Here is a 16,169-nt window from a genome sequence, read left to right as displayed (position 1 = left end):
AGGACCAGAGTGCCAGCATTTCGTTACGAAGCGGTAGACGCCGCCGGCAGCACCGCCAAGGGCGTGGTGAATGCGGACAGCGCCAAGATGGCGCGTGCCGACCTGCGCGCCCAGGGTTTGCTGCCGCTGACGGTGGAAGCCATCGCGCAGCAGGTGGACGCTGCCGGCAACCTGAAACGGCGTGGTTTCGGCGAACATCTGTCGACGGTGGAAATCGCCTTGTTTACACGCCAGCTGGCCAGCCTGCTGGAAGCCAGCCTGCCGCTGGAGCAGGCTTTGACGGCGCTGCTGGAACAGTCGGAGCGCAATTACCAGCGCGACCTGATCGCATCGATCCGGTCCGACGTCATGGGCGGCGCTTCCCTGTCCAGTGCGCTGGCCGGCCATCCGCGCGATTTCGCCGAAATCTACCGGGCGCTGGTTGCATCCGGTGAACAGATCGGCCAGCTGTCGCGCGTGCTGTCGCGGCTGGCCGATTACATCGAGCGCCGCAATTCGCTGGTGCAAAAGGTGAAGCTGGCGTTTACCTATCCGGCGATCGTGACCGTGGTGGCCTTCGTGATCGTGATTTTCCTGTTGACCTATGTGGTGCCGCAGATCGTGTCGGTGTTCGCCAATACCAAGCAGAAATTGCCGATGCTGACAGTGATGATGCTGGCCACTTCCGACTTTGTCCGCAACTATGGCTGGATCGTCCTGATCGTGGTGATTGTGCTGTTCTACAGCTGGCGCATGGCGCTGAAAAACCCGGCGACCAAGATGCGCTGGCATACCTGGCTGCTGAATGCGCCGCTGTACGGGAAATTCGAGCGCAGCTTGAATACCGCCCGTTTTGCCAGTACGCTGGCAATTACCACCGGCTCGGGCGTGCCGATCCTGAAAGCGCTGCAAACCAGCCGCGATACGCTGTCCAACGTCGCCATGCGGCAGCAGGTCGACACTGCCGCCACCAGCGTGCGCGAAGGGGTGGGCCTGGCGCGTGCGCTGGCGGCACACAAACATTTTCCGCCGATGCTGATCCACATGATACGGGCCGGCGAAGTGACCGGTGAATTGCCCGCCATGCTGGAGCGCGCCGCCAGCGCCCAGGAACAGGATTTGGAACGGCGCGCCATGACCATCGCCGGCTTGCTGGAGCCGGCCCTGATCCTGGCGATGGGGGTAGTGGTGCTGTTGATCGTGCTGGCGGTGCTGATGCCGATTATTGAAATCAACCAGTTGGTGCGTTAGGACAAAGTCAGGAAAAGCGTGAAACTGCAAATAACAAAAAAACTCGGCCGCCAAAGCAAGCGCCTGCCGGAATTCCTCAGCCTGCTGCTGTTCATGCTGCTGTGCGCCTGCACGGCATACTGGGTGATGCAACTGATCAAACCGCAGCTGCGCGCGGTGACCGCGCCGCCGCAGGCGGAACAGGCGCAGATCGATGTTTCGCTCGCGGCGGGACTGTTCGGCGGCCGCGGCACGGTGACGGTTGCCAGCAACTACCAGCTGCTGGGCGTGGTCGCGGCGAAACAAGACGGCGAAAGCGTGGCGATCCTGAGCGCCGACGGCAAGCCGGCGCAGGCGGTACGGCAGGGCAAGGAGCTGCTGCCGGGAACCAGCGTCAAGGAAGTGCACGCAAGCTATGTCTTGTTATCCGAGGGCGGGGTCCTGAAGCGTGTGATGCTGCCGGAAGATGCGCGCACCAAGTCGGGACTGGGCGGCGCTTCGCCAGTGCCGGCGCCGGCCCAGATGATGCAGCAGGCGCCTAACCAGGATCTGCCGCCGGAACAGCCGGCGGTGCCGGTGCAGGATAAATAGGGCCGTAATTGATAAAAGCTGAAGACCATCAAAAACATTCCCGTTTTAGACTGCTCAAGCAATAAATAACGGGCCTGTTCCATCGGCTAGCGGCTTACCGCCGGGGACCAGCCCGGCGGCAATGCTACCGCTTACAGCACATAACGCGACAAGTCTTCGTTCACCACCAGGGCGCCCAGGCGCTCATCGACATAAGCCGCATCGATCACCATGGTTTTTTCGGTGGCGTTGGTCGCCGAAAACGAGATTTCTTCCAGCAGTTTTTCCATCACCGTGTACAGCCGGCGCGCGCCGATATTCTCGGTTTTCTCGTTGACCGAGAAAGCGATTTCCGCCAGCCGCTGCACACCTTCCTTGGCAAACTCCAGCGTGACGCCTTCGGTGGCCAGCAAAGCTTCGTACTGCTTGGTCAGGCAAGCGTCGGTGCCGGTCATGATTCTTTCGAAATCGCTGATCGACAAGGAATCGAGTTCGACCCGGATCGGGAAACGGCCTTGCAGTTCCGGGATCAGGTCCGAGGGCTTGGCCAGGTGGAAAGCGCCGGAAGCAATGAACAGGATATGGTCGGTCTTGATCATGCCGTACTTGGTGTTGACGGTAGTGCCTTCCACCAGCGGCAGCAAGTCGCGCTGCACGCCGGCGCGCGAGACATCGGCGCCGCCGCTGTTTTGCGAGCGGGTAGCGATCTTGTCGATCTCGTCCAGGAACACGATGCCGTTTTGCTCAACGTTGCTGATGGCTTTCTGCTTCAGTTCGTCTTCGTTGACCAGCTTGGCGGCTTCTTCCTCGATCAGGACTTTCATCGCATCCTTGATCTTGATCTTGCGGTTTTTCTTGCGGTTGCTGCCGATGCCGGAAAACATGGATTTGATCTGCTCGGTCATTTCCTCCATGCCGGGCGGCGCCATGATTTCCATCTGCGACGCAGCTTCCGACAGTTCTATCTCGATTTCCTTGTCGTCGAGTGCGCCTTCGCGCAGCCGCTTGCGGAAAGTCTGGCGGGTATTCCCATCCTTGCCGCCTTTGTCGCCATTGCCTTCGTTGTTGCCTGGATCCTGTTCGGGATGAAAGCCGAAATCGCGCGCCGGCGGCACCAGGATGTCGATCACCCGGTCTTCGGCGGCGTCTTCCGCACGGGTGCGGACCTTGCGCATCTCAGCTTCGCGGGTTTGCTTGATGCCGATGTCGATCAAGTCGCGGATGATGGTATCGACATCGCGTCCGACGTAGCCCACTTCGGTAAACTTGGTGGCTTCGATCTTGATGAAGGGAGCATCGGCCAGCTTGGCCAGGCGCCGCGCGATCTCGGTCTTGCCGACGCCGGTAGGCCCGATCATGAGGATATTCTTCGGCGTGATTTCGTGGCGCAGCGGTTCCGCGATCTGCTGCCGGCGCCAGCGGTTACGCAATGCGATCGCCACAGCGCGCTTGGCGCGATCCTGGCCGACTACGTGTTTGTCCAGTTCTGAAACGATTTCTTGGGGAGTCATGTTCATGGTGTTGGGTCTTAATCGAGAGTTTCGATGATGTGCGACTGGTTGGTGTAGATGCAGAGCTCGCCGGCAATCACCAGCGATTTCTTGACGATATCGGCCGGCGGCAATTCGGTGTTTTCCTGCAGCGCCTTGGCGGCCGACTGGGCAAAAGTGCCGCCCGAGCCGATCGCACCAATGCCGTCGGTAGGCTCCAGCACATCGCCGTTGCCGGTGATTACCAGCGTGGTTTCGCGGTCGGCGGTCAGCAGCATCGCTTCCAGCCGGCGCAGCATGCGGTCGGTGCGCCATTCCTTGGCCAGGTCGACCGATGCCCGCATCAGGTTGCCTTGGTGTTTTTCCAGTTTTGCCTCGAACAGGTCGAGCAGGGTGAAGGCATCCGCGGTGCCGCCGGCGAAACCGACCAGTACCTTGCCTTGATATAACTTGCGGACTTTGCGGGCCGTGCCCTTCATGACCACGTTGCCGAGAGTGACCTGGCCATCCCCGCCCAATGCAACGCTGTTGCCGCGCCGTACCGAAAGGATGGTGGTGCCGTGAAATTGTTCCATTTTTGCTAGCCTCAGAAAGTGCGGCCCGGGATAGTCTGGCCGCGCATGCGGGGCGCGGGGCGCCTGCTCGCATGTATTTCGTTATCGAATGACAAATCGATACTGTCCCAAAAAAATGGGGACGGCCGGTCTGATTACAAGCGCTGAATTACGTGGATTTAGCGTTGTTTTTTTGACTGCAGAGGGTGGTTTTTGTTAAAAACTTAATTTTTGCGCGGTACCACGCGGACAATTTCCTGTATGCCGACTACCTTGAACAGGGCAGTCACCAAGTGGTTGACGTTGTGAAACTCGATCGCATTGCCGTTGCTGGCGAGTAATGACAGTCCGTTGAGCAGTTCGCCGGCGGCGCTGAAGTCGACCCTGACCAGGCGCGAGCAATCGATGATTGCAGGACTGTGGGCGTTGGCGTGGGTCTGGATCTTGGTCAGCAGCTCTTCGGTCCGGCCTTCGATCAGCACCGGCAAGAGCAGGCTGTTGTTGCCGTTGAGGCTTACGCCTTGGGTATTGTTGTCTTCGGCCGCCGTGATGATCTTGGAGTGGGGGGCGACAAACGGCGGCGGCGAGACTTCAAACGTGATCGAATAATCTATGCTGGCGTCTTCGTAGGCCTGTTCCTGGTTGAGCAGATGCAGGATTTCCAGCAGCAGCAGCCAGGGCGCGGCGGTTTCGTCGCGCCGTCCGACCAGCAGGATCTCGCGGATCTTGTCGGCCAGTTCGTCGGCGCCGACCAGTATCAGGTCCAGCCCGGATTTTTGCAGTTTTTTCAGCATGCGCAGCAGCAGGCCGCAGCCGATCGGGTCGACTGAGCTGACCCGGGTAAACTCGAGACGCACGGCAGGATGGGTGACGCTCAGTTTTTGCGCGCGCTCCAGCTGCTTGCTGATGTTGGCGTCGAGCTTGCCGGAGAAGGCCACGGCTGGCGGCGCACCTGCCTTTTCCTGGGTTTTTGCTTGTGGATCGAGGGTCATGATATCGATCCAGGTCGGCGGCGAGGTTTCAAACTTGTTGGCGAAGTCGACCGACAGGTTGTCGAATTCCTGCTGCTTGCCGGTGATCTGGTACAGGTCCAGCAGCATCCACCAGACAATGTGGGTGGACGAGCCGAGATTGTTTTCGGCGATGGCGCTTAACAGGAGCGCTTCGGCGATGTCGTTCTGGTCGCTGGCGAACAGCACTGCGGCCTCTTCAATCACTTCCGGGGTATCGGATACCGACACTTCGATGCTGCCGCTGCGCGACTGGTCATCCAGGTATTCCGTGGTCCTGCTCATCACGGGCAGCGTCAACTGGGTGGTGTTGCCCTGGGTAAGCGTGACCGGCGCCACGCTGTCCGGACCGGCCGGCTTGGCAGAGGGCGGCAGATGCACGAACTCGGACGACATTTCCGATTCGATCGCATCGATCTTCATGGTCGTGGTGCTGCGTGCGGCACCATCGCGCAGCGTGATCGAGTTGTTCAGCCGCTCATGGTTTTCACCAAATAGAACCGGCGCTTGATTGTCTGCTGCGGCTGGTACTTTGTCATCCGCCGGCGGTGCGCCGTTTGGACGATTATTTTTGCCGAAGAGCGAGAAAATCCCCACGTGTTAATCCCGAAAGTAAGTTGCTATCAAAGCTGCGATTTTATATGTACTGGAATGGTGCGCCTGTTCCGGCACCGGTTCCGCGCATTGCGTTTTTATCATCGCATTTGCCATGGCGCCTGCTATGTTCATGGCTACATTTTTGTTTTGAGACTGCTCCCGCTTTTGCTCATTATTACGCTAAAAAAGCACGATCAATCGACACCTCTAAAGGTAACACAAAGCAACTCAGGAAGTATGTCCAGACCCCCTAAGTTGCGACATAAATATGTCATGTTTTTTGACTATCGAGTGATGAGAACGATCATTCTATCTACGGCTTCCGGCGCCGACCGGGACCGCGCGGCAGCTTGTTGCCTGGCGTTTTGCTGGCCTCGCAATCCCGTTTTTCCGGCTTAGAACTTGGTGCGTACGCCAAGGATGAAGCTGCGTCCCGGCTGCGGTGCGACATCTTTCAATACCGAGGTCGCCAGGCGGATATCCTGGTTCAACAGGTTTTTGGCCAAGGCAAACCAGGTGAGCTGCAGCGAACCGACTTGCTGGGTGTAAGAAAGGTTGGCGTCGATCTTGGTGTAGCCCGGCGTCACGCTGTTCTCAAAGGTCGCCAGCCGATCCTGCTGCTGCGCGCGCAGGATAGTGAGGCCGCTGCGCCACGCGCCCTGCGCATAACCGAGATCAACGCCATAGCGGCTAGCCGGCTGCAAGGGCAGGTTGCCCATGTTATCCAGCCGGCCGCGCGAGGTATCGGCGAAGCCGCGTATCGACAAGCCCTCGCCGCGCAGGTTGTAGCTGAGTTCAGCCTCGGCGCCGCGGATGGTAGCGTCTGCCTGCGACCAGAAACGCTCGGTGAATTCTCCGGCCGGATCAGGTGCGCCGCTGTCGTCAACCGTGCCGGCGTTGCGGCCAAACACATAGTTGCTGACGTGGTTCTGGAACAGGTTGGCTTTCCAGCGGATCAGTCCGCTGGTTTTTTGCAAGGTCAGTTCGATATTGCGCGAAATCTCCTTTTTCAAAGCCGGATCGCCGATATCGAACGTGGCGGTGGATTCGTGCGGACCGTTTGAATACAGTTCTTCGGCCGCGGGCGCCCGCTGCGCGATCGACACCGTAGGGCCGAAGCCATATCCTGGCAGGAAGCTCCACAGGGCGCCGGCCGAATAGGACGCCAGGTTGAACTTGCGGTCGGCGAAGCCGGATTCCGCTTCGGGGCGGCGCTTCACCGATTCAAGGCGCAAACCGGCGCTGGCCAGCACCGGGCCGAAGTTGCGCTCTTCCACCAGGAATGCCGCGATCGAAGTCGATTTGGTGCGCGGCACGGTATCCGGCAAGCCGCTCTCGGCCGCCAGGGCCGAGAAGCGCGTGTCTTCGGTCTGCATGCCGAAGGTGCCGTGCCAGCCGGCTAACGGCTTGTGCGCGAGTTCCCAGCGGCTCTCAGTTGACTTGTTGGAGAAGATCGTATTCGGCGTGCCGTTTTCCTGTTTCTCGGTGTGGGTGTAGTCGGTGTGTCCGAGCTTGAACGTCAGCTTTTCGAAACCGGCCAGCGGGTTGTCGATCTGGCCGGCAATGTCGTAGCGGGTTTGATGCAGGTCGATAAAGGATTTTTCCGCGGTGGGGATGCCGTAGTGGTCATCCAGGGTTGCCACGGAGGCGCCGATATAGCCCCAGGACGCAATATAGGACGCGCCGGCCCCGACTCCGGTTTCGTGGGTGAAGGAATTTGGCAGGCGGCCCGACGCGGAACCGGCGTCGTTGCGGTTGGCGTGTTCCGGGATCTTGTAGTTGCCGGTGTCGCGCCAGTTGCCGTCCAGGTGCATGCCTATCGGGCCGGTAGAACCGTCCAGCACCAGCGACGTGCTTCTGCCGTTGTCGCCGCTGCCATAGCGGGCCTCAGCCTCGCCGCTGATTCCTTTTTGCAGTTCGGTAGGGATGCGGTCATTGACGACGTTGACCAGGCCGCCGATGGCGCCGGAACCATACAGCAACGCGGCCGGGCCGCGCAGGATTTCAATCTGGCGTGCAATCGCCGCTTCAGTGGCTACCGCGTGGTCGTTGGACAGGCTGGAGACATCGGCCACCGACATGCCGTTTTGCAGGATCTTGACGCGTGGACCTTCCATGCCGCGGATGATCGGACGGGAGGCGCCGGCGCCGAAGCCGGATGCCGACACGCCGAGTTCCTGCGACAAGGTGTCGCCCAGCGAAGCGCCGGTCTTGTTGCGTAATTCTTCACCGAACAATACCTTGGCCGGAGCCAGGATCTGGGTGTCGACATTGGCATTGAGCGGGCTGGCGCTGACCACGATGGGCGGCAAGGCCTTGGCCTGCTCGGCAGTGTCGGCCTGGGCCGATGCGGTAGACGATAGAACGGCCAGCGCGGACAGGACCGCGCTGGATAACAGCGTACGTTGGGCAAGCATGATGATTCCTAGACAGGTAATGGCCGTCGGCTTCCGGATCGATGCGGAATACGCGCGTCAGAACGCGATCGATCCCGCGTGGTCTGGCATCCGGGCGACGGCGATAAATGGTGTGATGCTTCGGGATAAGCGAAGCGGTTGGCTGCGTCCTGTCAGGAACGAGGTGGTGCGCGCGGTGAAAAGTGGCAGGTGAACGGGGCGTGCCAGGAAGCGAACGCCTGCCACAAGGCCAACAGGTGTTTGCCAGGCAGGGGCGGCAGGTTCAGGGGGACCGAGTAGATCGCCGCCGCCAGGGTGGCGTCGTCGAACGCTGCGCAAGAGTGATGCGCTTTGCCGCCGCCTTCGATGACGCGTTCGATTACCGACGTGATGTGCGTCAGGCTGGTCGACTGCTTGTTTTCCCAGGCCGCATGGACAATGCTATGCGTCAGTCCCAGCCATTGCGAGAACAGGATCGTGCATATCAGCACAAGCGCCAGCACTGGCGCCGGGGCAGCGTGCTGGAAGCGTCTCGAACGGAGGGCTTGGGCTGGCATCAAGGAATCTGGATAAGCGGGACACGACAGCAGGAAAAGCGACAGCGGTCAGGCAGGGGAAGCAAGGCCGTTGCTCTGGCTAGTGTTTTCCCGCAGCCGGACCGCTCCGGGAATCAATCGCCGTAAAGCTTTTGTTTCAGTTCGCGGCGTTGTTGCGCTTCCAGCGACAGGGTGGCGGTCGGGCGCGCCAGCAAACGTGGAATGCCGATCGGTTCGCCGGTTTCTTCGCACCAGCCGTATTCGCCGGCGTCGATCGATGCGATCGATTGCTGCACTTTCTTCAGCAGCTTGCGCTCGCGGTCACGGGTACGCAGTTCCAGCGCATGTTCTTCTTCGATGGTGGCGCGGTCCGCGGGATCCGGCACCAGGACGGTTTCGCGCAAGTGTTCCGTGGTTTCTCCGGCGTTCTTGAGCAGGTCGATTTCTAGCTGCTGCAAACGCGCCTTGAAGAAAGCCAGTTGCGCTTCATTCATGTAGTCCTTTTCGCTCATCTTGAGGATTTGCTCTTCGGTCAACAGAATGGAATCAGATGTTGGTTTGGTTGTTTTAGTAGCCACTTCGCTTGCTTTCGATACGACGTTTTTTTCAATTTTATCCGTTAATCCGGCGCTTGCGGGCTTGTTGCTGGTGCTGCTAGCGACGGATCTGGCCGTTGGGGAACTCAGTTTCTTTGTTACAGAACTACTGGCCTGGGTATTGCGCGCTGCCTTGTCTGCCGCCGCAGCGGAGGATGACTTGGCAATCGCCGTTTTCTTGGCTAGGGATTTTACAACAGGTTTGGGACTGGGTTTGGCAACTTTGGGAACCGCCTTGCTTGCGGTGGCAACGGGAGGCTCGGTCTTCCGCGGCGCCTTGGCGGAAAGTTTTGCCGGTTTTTCAGCGACTTTTACGCGGCTGGCCGCGCTTTTTGCAGTGCTCTTCACTGCGCTCTTAACCTTACTGCTGGTGGGAGCAGCAGCCTGCCGGGCTTTCGGCGTCGATTTGCCTAGCGAGGCCGGTGCCTTCTTGGCAACGGTCTTTTTAACGGTCAGGTTCATGGTCCTCTCCCTTAAATCAGCGGCCAAGCAATGGTGTGATTGGCCCGCTATCCAGTGATTTCCCAGCGCAAAACTGCCATAGTTTATACCAAACATTGCTCCAAACCGCGAATAAAGATGTCTTTCGGCAGATTCTTGCCAATGAAGACCATTTTGCTGCCGCGTGTCTCATTTGCGTCCCATTTGCCGCCGACATCGCTGCCCATGATCTGGTGCACGCCTTGAAACACCACCTTGCGGTCGGCCCCATCCATCAACAATACGCCTTTGTAGCGCAACATGCGCGGTCCGTAGACCTGCACCAGGCCGCCCAGGAATTCATCCAGGCGCGCGGTATCGAACGGCCTTTCACTTTTGAAAACAAAAGCGGCGATCTCATCGTCGTGATGCGCGTGGTGGTGGTCATGGTGGTGGTGGGACGGATGGTCGCAGTCGTCGCCGCTATGCTCGTGGGCGTGCGCTTCCTCGGTTGCCAAAAAGTCAGGATCGATTTCCAGCTTGGCGTTGAGGTTGAAGCCGCGGATGTCCAGGATTTCTTCTATCGGCGTATGTTGCGGATCAAGGGTAATGACAGGCGCACGCGGATTGATGCGCTTCAGGCGGCTGGTCAGGGCGGCCACTTCTTCCGGTGTCACCAGGTCGGTCTTGGAGAGCAGCAGCTTGTCGGCGAAACCGACCTGGCGTTGCGCTTCTTCCTGCTGGTCGAGCTGCATCATCGCGTGTTTTGCGTCCACCACGGTGACGATGGCGTCGAGCATGAAGTGCATCGCTACTTCGTCGTCGACAAAGAAGGTTTGCGCCACCGGTCCTGGATTGGCCATGCCGGTGGTCTCGATGATCACCCGGTCGAAATTCAGTTCGCCTGCGGTGCGGCGGCGCGCCAGCGTGGTCAAGGCGACGATCAGGTCGCCGCGCACCGTGCAGCAGATGCAGCCGTTGTTCATTTCAACGATTTGTTCGGTGCTGTCTTGCACCAGGATTTCATTGTCGATATTTTCCTGGCCAAACTCGTTTTCAATCACGGCGATTTTATGGCCGTGCTGCTGCTGCAGGATGCGGTTGAGCAAAGTGGTTTTCCCGGCGCCGAGAAAACCGGTCAGGATGGTGGTTGGTATAAGTGCCATGGTGGGATCCGGAAAAGTAAAAAACGATATGAAGCCGGGAGGGATGGGACGGGCAAGCCGCTACGGCAGATTAATGCGCGCAGTCGGCGCACCAGCCCTTGATGGTCAGTTCTATCTCATGACCCTGGAAACCTTTGCCCAGCGTGTCCTGCAAAGCTTGCTGCAGCTGCTTGCGCAGCTTGGCCGGCGTGGTGCTGTTGCCGGCATGGCTGTCGCCGAGCGCCAGTATGCTGTCGAGGAAACCGGCATCGCCGCTGCCGTCCAGGCAGAATACCTTGGCGCAGCGGGTGCATTTGAAATGACCGTGCTGGTGCTGGGCGTGATGTGCCGCGTGGCCGGAGTGGCTGGACTCGCTGTGTTCGGTGCCGGCGCTATAGCGGAATACACGGTCGTCGCCGGCAATCTTGTGCGCCAGGCCGGCGTCTGTCAGGCAGTCGAGGGCGCGATACAAGGTCACCCGGTCCATCTCGACAAACTGGTCTTGCATGTCCTGATGCGAAAAAGCGCAGCGCGCTTCCAGCAGGGTAGCGAGTACCTTGATGCGGGCAGGGGTGATGCGCAGCGCAGCCTCGCGCAGCTGCGCCTCGGCCAATGCTGCCGCATGCGGACGAGAGCTGGCGGCGGCAGCGGTCGCTGCAGATTTGGATTTTGGGCCTGGGTTCATATGGCAATGTCGGTAGCTAAGGCTTCAATTATGCCTGAAATGCAATTCAGTTGCATATTTGATGTGGTTTATGTTCCAAACGGCCGTCGTTCGCGGCGTGCCTGCTGTCTATTTCTCGGTGATTTTTTTTGCCCGCGGATGGGCGGCGTCATATACCTGCGCCAGGCGCTGGAAATCCAGCGAGGTGTAAACCTGGGTGGCGGCAATCGACGCATGGCCCAGCAGTTCTTGCACTGCGCGCAAGTCGCCCGAACCCTGCAGCATGTGCGAGGCGAACGAATGGCGCAGTACGTGGGGATGGACGTTGCTGGCGATGCCAAGCGACTGCGCATGGTGCTTCAAGCGCAGCTGGACCACGCGCGGCGAGACGCGCGTGCCGCGTTCGGTCAGGAATAAGGCTGCTGCATGTTTGCCTTGGCCGCTCTTGAGCAATGCCGCACGTTGCGGCAGCCAGGCAGCAATGGCTTGTATTGCCGGTTTTCCTACCGGTACGCTGCGCATCTTGCCACCTTTCCCAGTGACTGTCACTTCGGCGGCGTCGAGGTCGATCCAGCCGGCCGATTCATGGTCTGCCTGGCGGCTGTAGCGCAGGTCCAGCCCCGCCAGTTCCGAGACTCGCAGGCCGCTGGAATACAGCAATTCAAACATCGCCTGGTTGCATAACGCCATGCTGGAGCCGGCATCGGCCAGCGGGTTGCCGCTGGCGACCAGGTGTATCGCGTCATCCGCAGCCATCGCTTTCGGCAGCGGTTTGGCGCGTTTGGGCGCTTTGACGCCTTCGACAGGATTGCTGGCGAGCGTGGTCTGCTCCGCCAGCCATTCGAAAAATCCGCGCCAGGCCGAAAGTTTACGTGCGATCGAACTGGGATTCAAACCGCGGGAATGCAGTTGCGCGGCAAATTTACGGATGTGGAAATGGGTGACGGCGGCGAACTCCCAGTTATCTCCCAATGCTTGAGTCAGGCTTGCCAGCTCTTTCAGGTCGCGGCCATAGTTGCTGATGGTATGCGCTGACAGCTGCCGCTGGCCGGCCAGGCTATCCAGGTAGCCGCTGAGATAAGACTGGTTGGCGCCGGCGCTCACGATCGAAGTTATTCGAGCAGGCAGGCCAGCGCCGCGCTTGCAGTCTCGCCAATCTGCACCAGGAAATCGGTCGCCATGTCGGCGCTGAAGCGTTGCGGATCGGGGGAGCCCAGCACGAGCAGGCCGAAGGTTGCCGGGGTGGCGGTGCTGCTGCGCAGCGGCAGCATGGCGACGGACTGGATATCCTGTTCTAGCCAGGAGGCTGCTTCGAAATCGTTGTTGCTGCCGCAAAACGGCAGGTTCAGGCCATTCGCGAAAATCTTGGCGTCTTCGGATGCTTCCGCCGCAAACCATGTATGAGAATAATCCTCCGCCACGCCCCACAGGCGCAGGGTGGCTTGTGGCACCGCAAAACCGGTGCGCAGGCCGTCGACCAGCGTGTGCGGCAGATCAACATCGTTGCGGGCCAGCAGCAAGCTGCGGGTCCAGGCATGCAGCTTGTGCGAGCTTGTATCGTTTTCCTGGGCATTGCGCATCATGTCGGCCAGGCGCAGATCCTGTACCTTGATTTTCTCGCGCAGCACTTCCATTTGCCGTTCTTGCAGCGATACGGCCCGGCCCAGCAGCGGACTGCTGAGGCGGATCTTGGCAAGCAGTTCGGCATGTTCTTCAAAAAAATGGGGAGAGTCGATCAGATATTGGGCGACAGTATCGGGATCAGGTTGGAAGCTCATGTGTGTATCGGTGATGAAAAAAGAGAATGATCAAGGGTACACCGCTATACCGGTGCGTGACAACCTGACGCCCAGACCGGCGGGCAATAAAAAAGGCCCACATGGCAAGCCATGTGGGCCTTTTACATCTCTAGTCAAGCAACCTGGCCCGCTTGCTGCTGCGGGTTCGGCCAGCTTAAATTAGAACTTGTGGCGGATACCAACAGCAACTGCTGTTTGGTTGCCAGTGTTGCCGAGGCTGTCGCCATACACGCCTGGATTGACAGCATCCTTAGCGCGCAGGTTCGAAACGAATGCATACAGGTCAGTACGCTTCGACAGGAAGTAGTCAGTACCCAGGTTGATTTGGGTCAGCTTACCCTTGGCGGAACCAGCATCAGCAAATGTCAGCTTGTTGTACTGAACGCTAGCCAACAGGTGCAGAGGAGCTGTAACAGCGTAGTTCACGCCCAGTTCGAAGATGTCAGCCTTGGTGTTGTTGAAGCTGCCAACTGTGAAGCCGCCATTTGTCAGGACGCCTGTAGTTGTCGCGTATGCCAGAGGTTGCTTGGTACGCGACCAGTTACCATACAGACGTGCAGGGCCGACTTGGTAGCTAGCGCCCAGGCTGAATGTCTTCAGAGCTGTGTCGCCGGCAGCGCCGTGACCAGCGAATGACGTGTTGCCGAGGATCGAAGTGTCGCTGGCGTTAGTACCGCCAATAGTGCCCAGTTTCGATTGGTAGTAAGCAGCGAACAGACCCAGTGGGCCGTTAGCGTACTGACCGCCCAGACCGAACGATTGACCGTTCGAAGTTTGACCAGCTGCTTCGCCGAAACCGTAGATTGCGCTAGCTGTGAAGCCGGACAGATCTGGTGTGTTGTAACGGATCGAGTTGTTGGTGCGTGTACCTTCCAAACGGTTCAGGTTGTGACCGACGGAACCAGTTACGCCACCGAAATCTTGAACCGAAGTCCATTGGCTGACGTCGTCCAGGATGTCAGTTTGACGACCCAGCAGAACGGAACCGAAGTTGCCGCCCAGGCCGACTACCGATTTACGACGGAACAGGTTAGTTGCGCCCTTGTCTTGGCCGTTCAATGCGCCAGTGTCGTTGTTGAAGCCAGCTTCCAATTGGAACAGAGCCTTCAGACCGCCGCCCAGATCTTCAACGCCCTTGAAACCCAGACGCGAACCTTGGATAACGCCGGAGTTAACGCTGAATTTGCTGCCTGTGCCGCCAGTTGCGGTTACAGCTTTGCTTGTGTAAACGATGCCAGTGTCGACGATACCGTAGATAGTGACGGAGCTTTGAGCTTGTGCTGCACCTGCGATTGCGCCGAGTACGGCCAGTGCGATTAGTGATTTCTTCATTTGACGTCCTTTATTTAGAAAACTGTCTTAAGGATCCGTACATCTTGCCGGATGGATGAACATTAAGGTGTCTCGCTGGCTATGCTGGCGGTTTGGTTTCCTGTGATGCTATAAATTGGTCGAAATTGGAGAAGATTGTTAATTCTGTTGTATTTTTGTGACACGAGGCAGCGCAAGCCCGCGCACTGGGCTGGTTGTGCTTTTCCAAACGGCTTGCTGGGGAGGCAAAAAAAACGGAGGGGATATTATTTGCTATCTGGCATGCTAAAGATGCATGAGGCACCAGTGCATCTGAAAATTGCTATTTCCAATTTTTTTTAAGGCAGGTTTTGGCGACAATGTACGTCAAAATCTTCTATTTTTAAATAATGTCGGGCTACGTGCAGGCGACTCTTCTTCCCGGCCGTAGCGATTGATGCGTCGAACCAGGAGGAGAGGGGGCATGCAAGCCCCCTCGATGCAACCGACTTTATTGTCAAGCGACAATAAAGTCCAAGTGCATTAGAACTTGTGGCGGATGCCGACAGCAATCGCGGTCTGGCTGCTGTTGCCATTGTCGCCCTGTACTGCAGGAGCGGAAAGGTCGCCAACCAGCGCGCCATTGCGGCCCTTTGCGTAGGAAGCCAGGGTATACAGGTCGGTACGCTTGGACAGGTAATAGTCCAGGCCCAGGTTGAACTGGGTCACCGATGGCTTGGAGCCTTGGCTGCCGTCGATCGATGTTTTTGTGTGCTGAACCGCTGCCAGCAGGTGCATCGGTGCTGTCACGGCATAGTCTGCGCCCAGTTCGAAAACATTTTGCTTGAGCAAGTCAGGCACGTTGACGCGCGACCAGTTGCCATACAGGCGTGCTGGACCGGCTTGATAGCTGGCGCCCAGGCTGAATGTCTTGTTAACTGTAGTGCCGTCAAGGTTGGCGGCGGACAGTTGGGCTGGCGTCAGGCCAGTCAGGGCCGTGACGCTGGAAATCAGCGTGTCGCTAGGAGTGGCGCCAAACTTCGATTGGTAGTAGCCAGCGTACAGTCCCAGCGGGCCGTTAGCGTAAGTGCCGCCGGCGCCGAAGGATTGGCCTGCTGTCGTATGGCCGGCTTGTTCGCCGAAGCCGTAAATCAGGCTGCCGGTGAAGCCGCTCAGGTTCATGCTGTCGTAGCGGATCGAATTTTGGGTGCGGATGCCTTCAAGGCGATCCAGGGCGTGCGGGCTGCCAACGAAATTGCCGAAGTCTTTGACAGACGTGAATGCATGGCCAGCATCGTCCAGGATGTCGGACTGGCGACCCAGCGTCACTGTACCGAAGTTGCCGGCCAGGCCAACCACCGATTTGCGCGCAAAACCTTGGCCGTCGAACGCGCCGGTATCGTTTTTGAAGCCGGTTTCCAGTTGGAACAAAGCTTTCAGGCCGCCACCCAGGTCTTCGGTGCCCTTGAAGCCGAGGCGCGAAGTGTCGATGTTGCCCGAGCCAACGCCGAACTTGTTGCCGTTGCTGGCAGTGCCGGTTCTGGCGTTGTGGTTCGAGAAAGTAATGCCGGTATCGACGGTGCCGTAGATGGTGACCGAGCTTTGCGCTTGTGCGGCGCTGGCGATTGTGCCGAGTGCGGCCAATGCGATGAGTGATTTTTTCATTTAACGTCCTTGATTTGATGATCGGCAACTGAGCTTTTTGCCGGAGCCGCGAACATTAAACGGAGTTGACATAAAAGAATGCTGTTTTGTCAGTTGGTTATTTGTTATTTTGTGGAAATTAGTGTTAATAATGAAATTCGTTGTATTTTCGCAACTGTTGTGTGTTTTTCATGTTCCTTCCCCGAAAGACTTCTGGACCTGGGCTTCCATTAGCGTGTGTAGTCAGAT

The 16,169-nt window shown here is 58.5% G+C and carries 14 protein-coding genes; 2 read left to right on the top strand and 12 right to left on the bottom strand.

What is annotated here, in order from left to right; translation table 11 throughout:
• Positions 1-9 precede the first annotated feature (9 nt).
• Entirely contained in the window at positions 10-1,230 is a 1,221-nt protein-coding gene (gene gspF / locus BM062_RS07130) for a type II secretion system inner membrane protein GspF (protein WP_092395229.1), read from the top strand.
• An 18-nt stretch (positions 1,231-1,248) separates the two neighbouring features.
• Positions 1,249-1,800, top strand: a complete 552-nt coding sequence (locus tag BM062_RS07125; protein ID WP_092395226.1) for a type II secretion system protein N — start codon at positions 1,249-1,251, stop codon at positions 1,798-1,800.
• Positions 1,801-1,931: 131 nt separating this feature from the next.
• Here BM062_RS07125 and hslU read toward each other — a convergent pair whose 3' ends face one another.
• The 12 genes from hslU to BM062_RS07060 form a co-directional block, all read right to left on the bottom strand.
• Positions 1,932-3,296: an ATP-dependent protease ATPase subunit HslU gene (gene hslU, locus BM062_RS07120; RefSeq protein ID WP_092395223.1), complete on the bottom strand. Its 1,365-nt coding sequence runs from the start codon at positions 3,294-3,296 to the stop codon at positions 1,932-1,934.
• An 11-nt stretch (positions 3,297-3,307) separates the two neighbouring features.
• On the bottom strand, positions 3,308-3,844 hold the full coding sequence (gene hslV / locus BM062_RS07115; RefSeq protein WP_092395220.1) for an ATP-dependent protease subunit HslV: 537 nt from the start codon (positions 3,842-3,844) through the stop codon (positions 3,308-3,310).
• 203 nt (positions 3,845-4,047) lie between these two features.
• Positions 4,048-5,430 carry an STAS domain-containing protein gene (locus BM062_RS07110; RefSeq protein WP_092395217.1) on the bottom strand — a complete coding sequence of 461 codons (1,383 nt, stop codon included), beginning with the start codon at positions 5,428-5,430 and terminating at the stop codon, positions 4,048-4,050.
• A gap of 395 nt (positions 5,431-5,825) precedes the next feature.
• Positions 5,826-7,847 (bottom strand): TonB-dependent receptor, encoded by a 2,022-nt coding sequence (locus tag BM062_RS07105; RefSeq protein ID WP_092395215.1) that lies wholly within the window; start codon positions 7,845-7,847, stop codon positions 5,826-5,828.
• Positions 7,848-7,999: 152 nt separating this feature from the next.
• Complete coding sequence (locus BM062_RS07100) at positions 8,000-8,383, bottom strand: hypothetical protein (protein WP_139220009.1); 384 nt, start codon at positions 8,381-8,383, stop codon at positions 8,000-8,002.
• A 113-nt stretch (positions 8,384-8,496) separates the two neighbouring features.
• A complete protein-coding gene (gene dksA, locus BM062_RS25890) occupies positions 8,497-9,306 on the bottom strand; it encodes an RNA polymerase-binding protein DksA (RefSeq protein WP_371326564.1) in 810 nt (269 codons plus the stop codon).
• A gap of 197 nt (positions 9,307-9,503) precedes the next feature.
• Entirely contained in the window at positions 9,504-10,544 is a 1,041-nt protein-coding gene (locus BM062_RS07085; RefSeq protein WP_092395207.1) for a CobW family GTP-binding protein, read from the bottom strand.
• A gap of 70 nt (positions 10,545-10,614) precedes the next feature.
• A complete protein-coding gene (locus tag BM062_RS07080; protein WP_092395205.1) occupies positions 10,615-11,208 on the bottom strand; it encodes a Fur family transcriptional regulator in 594 nt (197 codons plus the stop codon).
• A 108-nt stretch (positions 11,209-11,316) separates the two neighbouring features.
• Positions 11,317-12,291 carry a tyrosine recombinase XerC gene (xerC, locus tag BM062_RS07075; protein ID WP_092395203.1) on the bottom strand — a complete coding sequence of 325 codons (975 nt, stop codon included), beginning with the start codon at positions 12,289-12,291 and terminating at the stop codon, positions 11,317-11,319.
• Between the two features lie 8 nt (positions 12,292-12,299).
• Complete coding sequence (locus BM062_RS07070) at positions 12,300-12,965, bottom strand: DUF484 family protein (protein WP_092395200.1); 666 nt, start codon at positions 12,963-12,965, stop codon at positions 12,300-12,302.
• 180 nt (positions 12,966-13,145) lie between these two features.
• The gene (locus BM062_RS07065; RefSeq protein ID WP_092395197.1) at positions 13,146-14,318 is read right to left on the bottom strand and encodes a porin; all 1,173 of its coding nucleotides are present in this window, start codon (positions 14,316-14,318) and stop codon (positions 13,146-13,148) included.
• Positions 14,319-14,819: 501 nt separating this feature from the next.
• Positions 14,820-15,941: a porin gene (locus BM062_RS07060; RefSeq protein WP_092395193.1), complete on the bottom strand. Its 1,122-nt coding sequence runs from the start codon at positions 15,939-15,941 to the stop codon at positions 14,820-14,822.
• Positions 15,942-16,169 lie beyond the last annotated feature (228 nt).

Origin of the sequence: Collimonas sp. OK412 (assembly GCF_900112135.1) — a bacterium.
In the GTDB taxonomy this organism is placed as follows: Bacteria; Pseudomonadota; Gammaproteobacteria; order Burkholderiales; family Burkholderiaceae_D; genus Collimonas; species Collimonas rhizosphaerae.
This window is presented reverse-complemented; position numbering and strand designations above follow the sequence as displayed.

What these genes read in the sequence shown, in the direction of transcription:
- hslU (WP_092395223.1), bottom strand. Translation starts at nt 3,296, where the DNA reads ATGAACATGACTCCCCAAGAAATCGTTTCAGAACTGGACAAACACGTA.
- hslV (WP_092395220.1), bottom strand. Translation starts at nt 3,844, where the DNA reads ATGGAACAATTTCACGGCACCACCATCCTTTCGGTACGGCGCGGCAAC.
- BM062_RS07105 (WP_092395215.1), bottom strand. Translation starts at nt 7,847, where the DNA reads ATGCTTGCCCAACGTACGCTGTTATCCAGCGCGGTCCTGTCCGCGCTG.
- BM062_RS07100 (WP_139220009.1), bottom strand. Translation starts at nt 8,383, where the DNA reads ATGCCAGCCCAAGCCCTCCGTTCGAGACGCTTCCAGCACGCTGCCCCG.
- BM062_RS07085 (WP_092395207.1), bottom strand. Translation starts at nt 10,544, where the DNA reads ATGGCACTTATACCAACCACCATCCTGACCGGTTTTCTCGGCGCCGGG.
- BM062_RS07080 (WP_092395205.1), bottom strand. Translation starts at nt 11,208, where the DNA reads ATGAACCCAGGCCCAAAATCCAAATCTGCAGCGACCGCTGCCGCCGCC.
- BM062_RS07070 (WP_092395200.1), bottom strand. Translation starts at nt 12,965, where the DNA reads ATGAGCTTCCAACCTGATCCCGATACTGTCGCCCAATATCTGATCGAC.
- BM062_RS07065 (WP_092395197.1), bottom strand. Translation starts at nt 14,318, where the DNA reads ATGAAGAAATCACTAATCGCACTGGCCGTACTCGGCGCAATCGCAGGT.
- BM062_RS07060 (WP_092395193.1), bottom strand. Translation starts at nt 15,941, where the DNA reads ATGAAAAAATCACTCATCGCATTGGCCGCACTCGGCACAATCGCCAGC.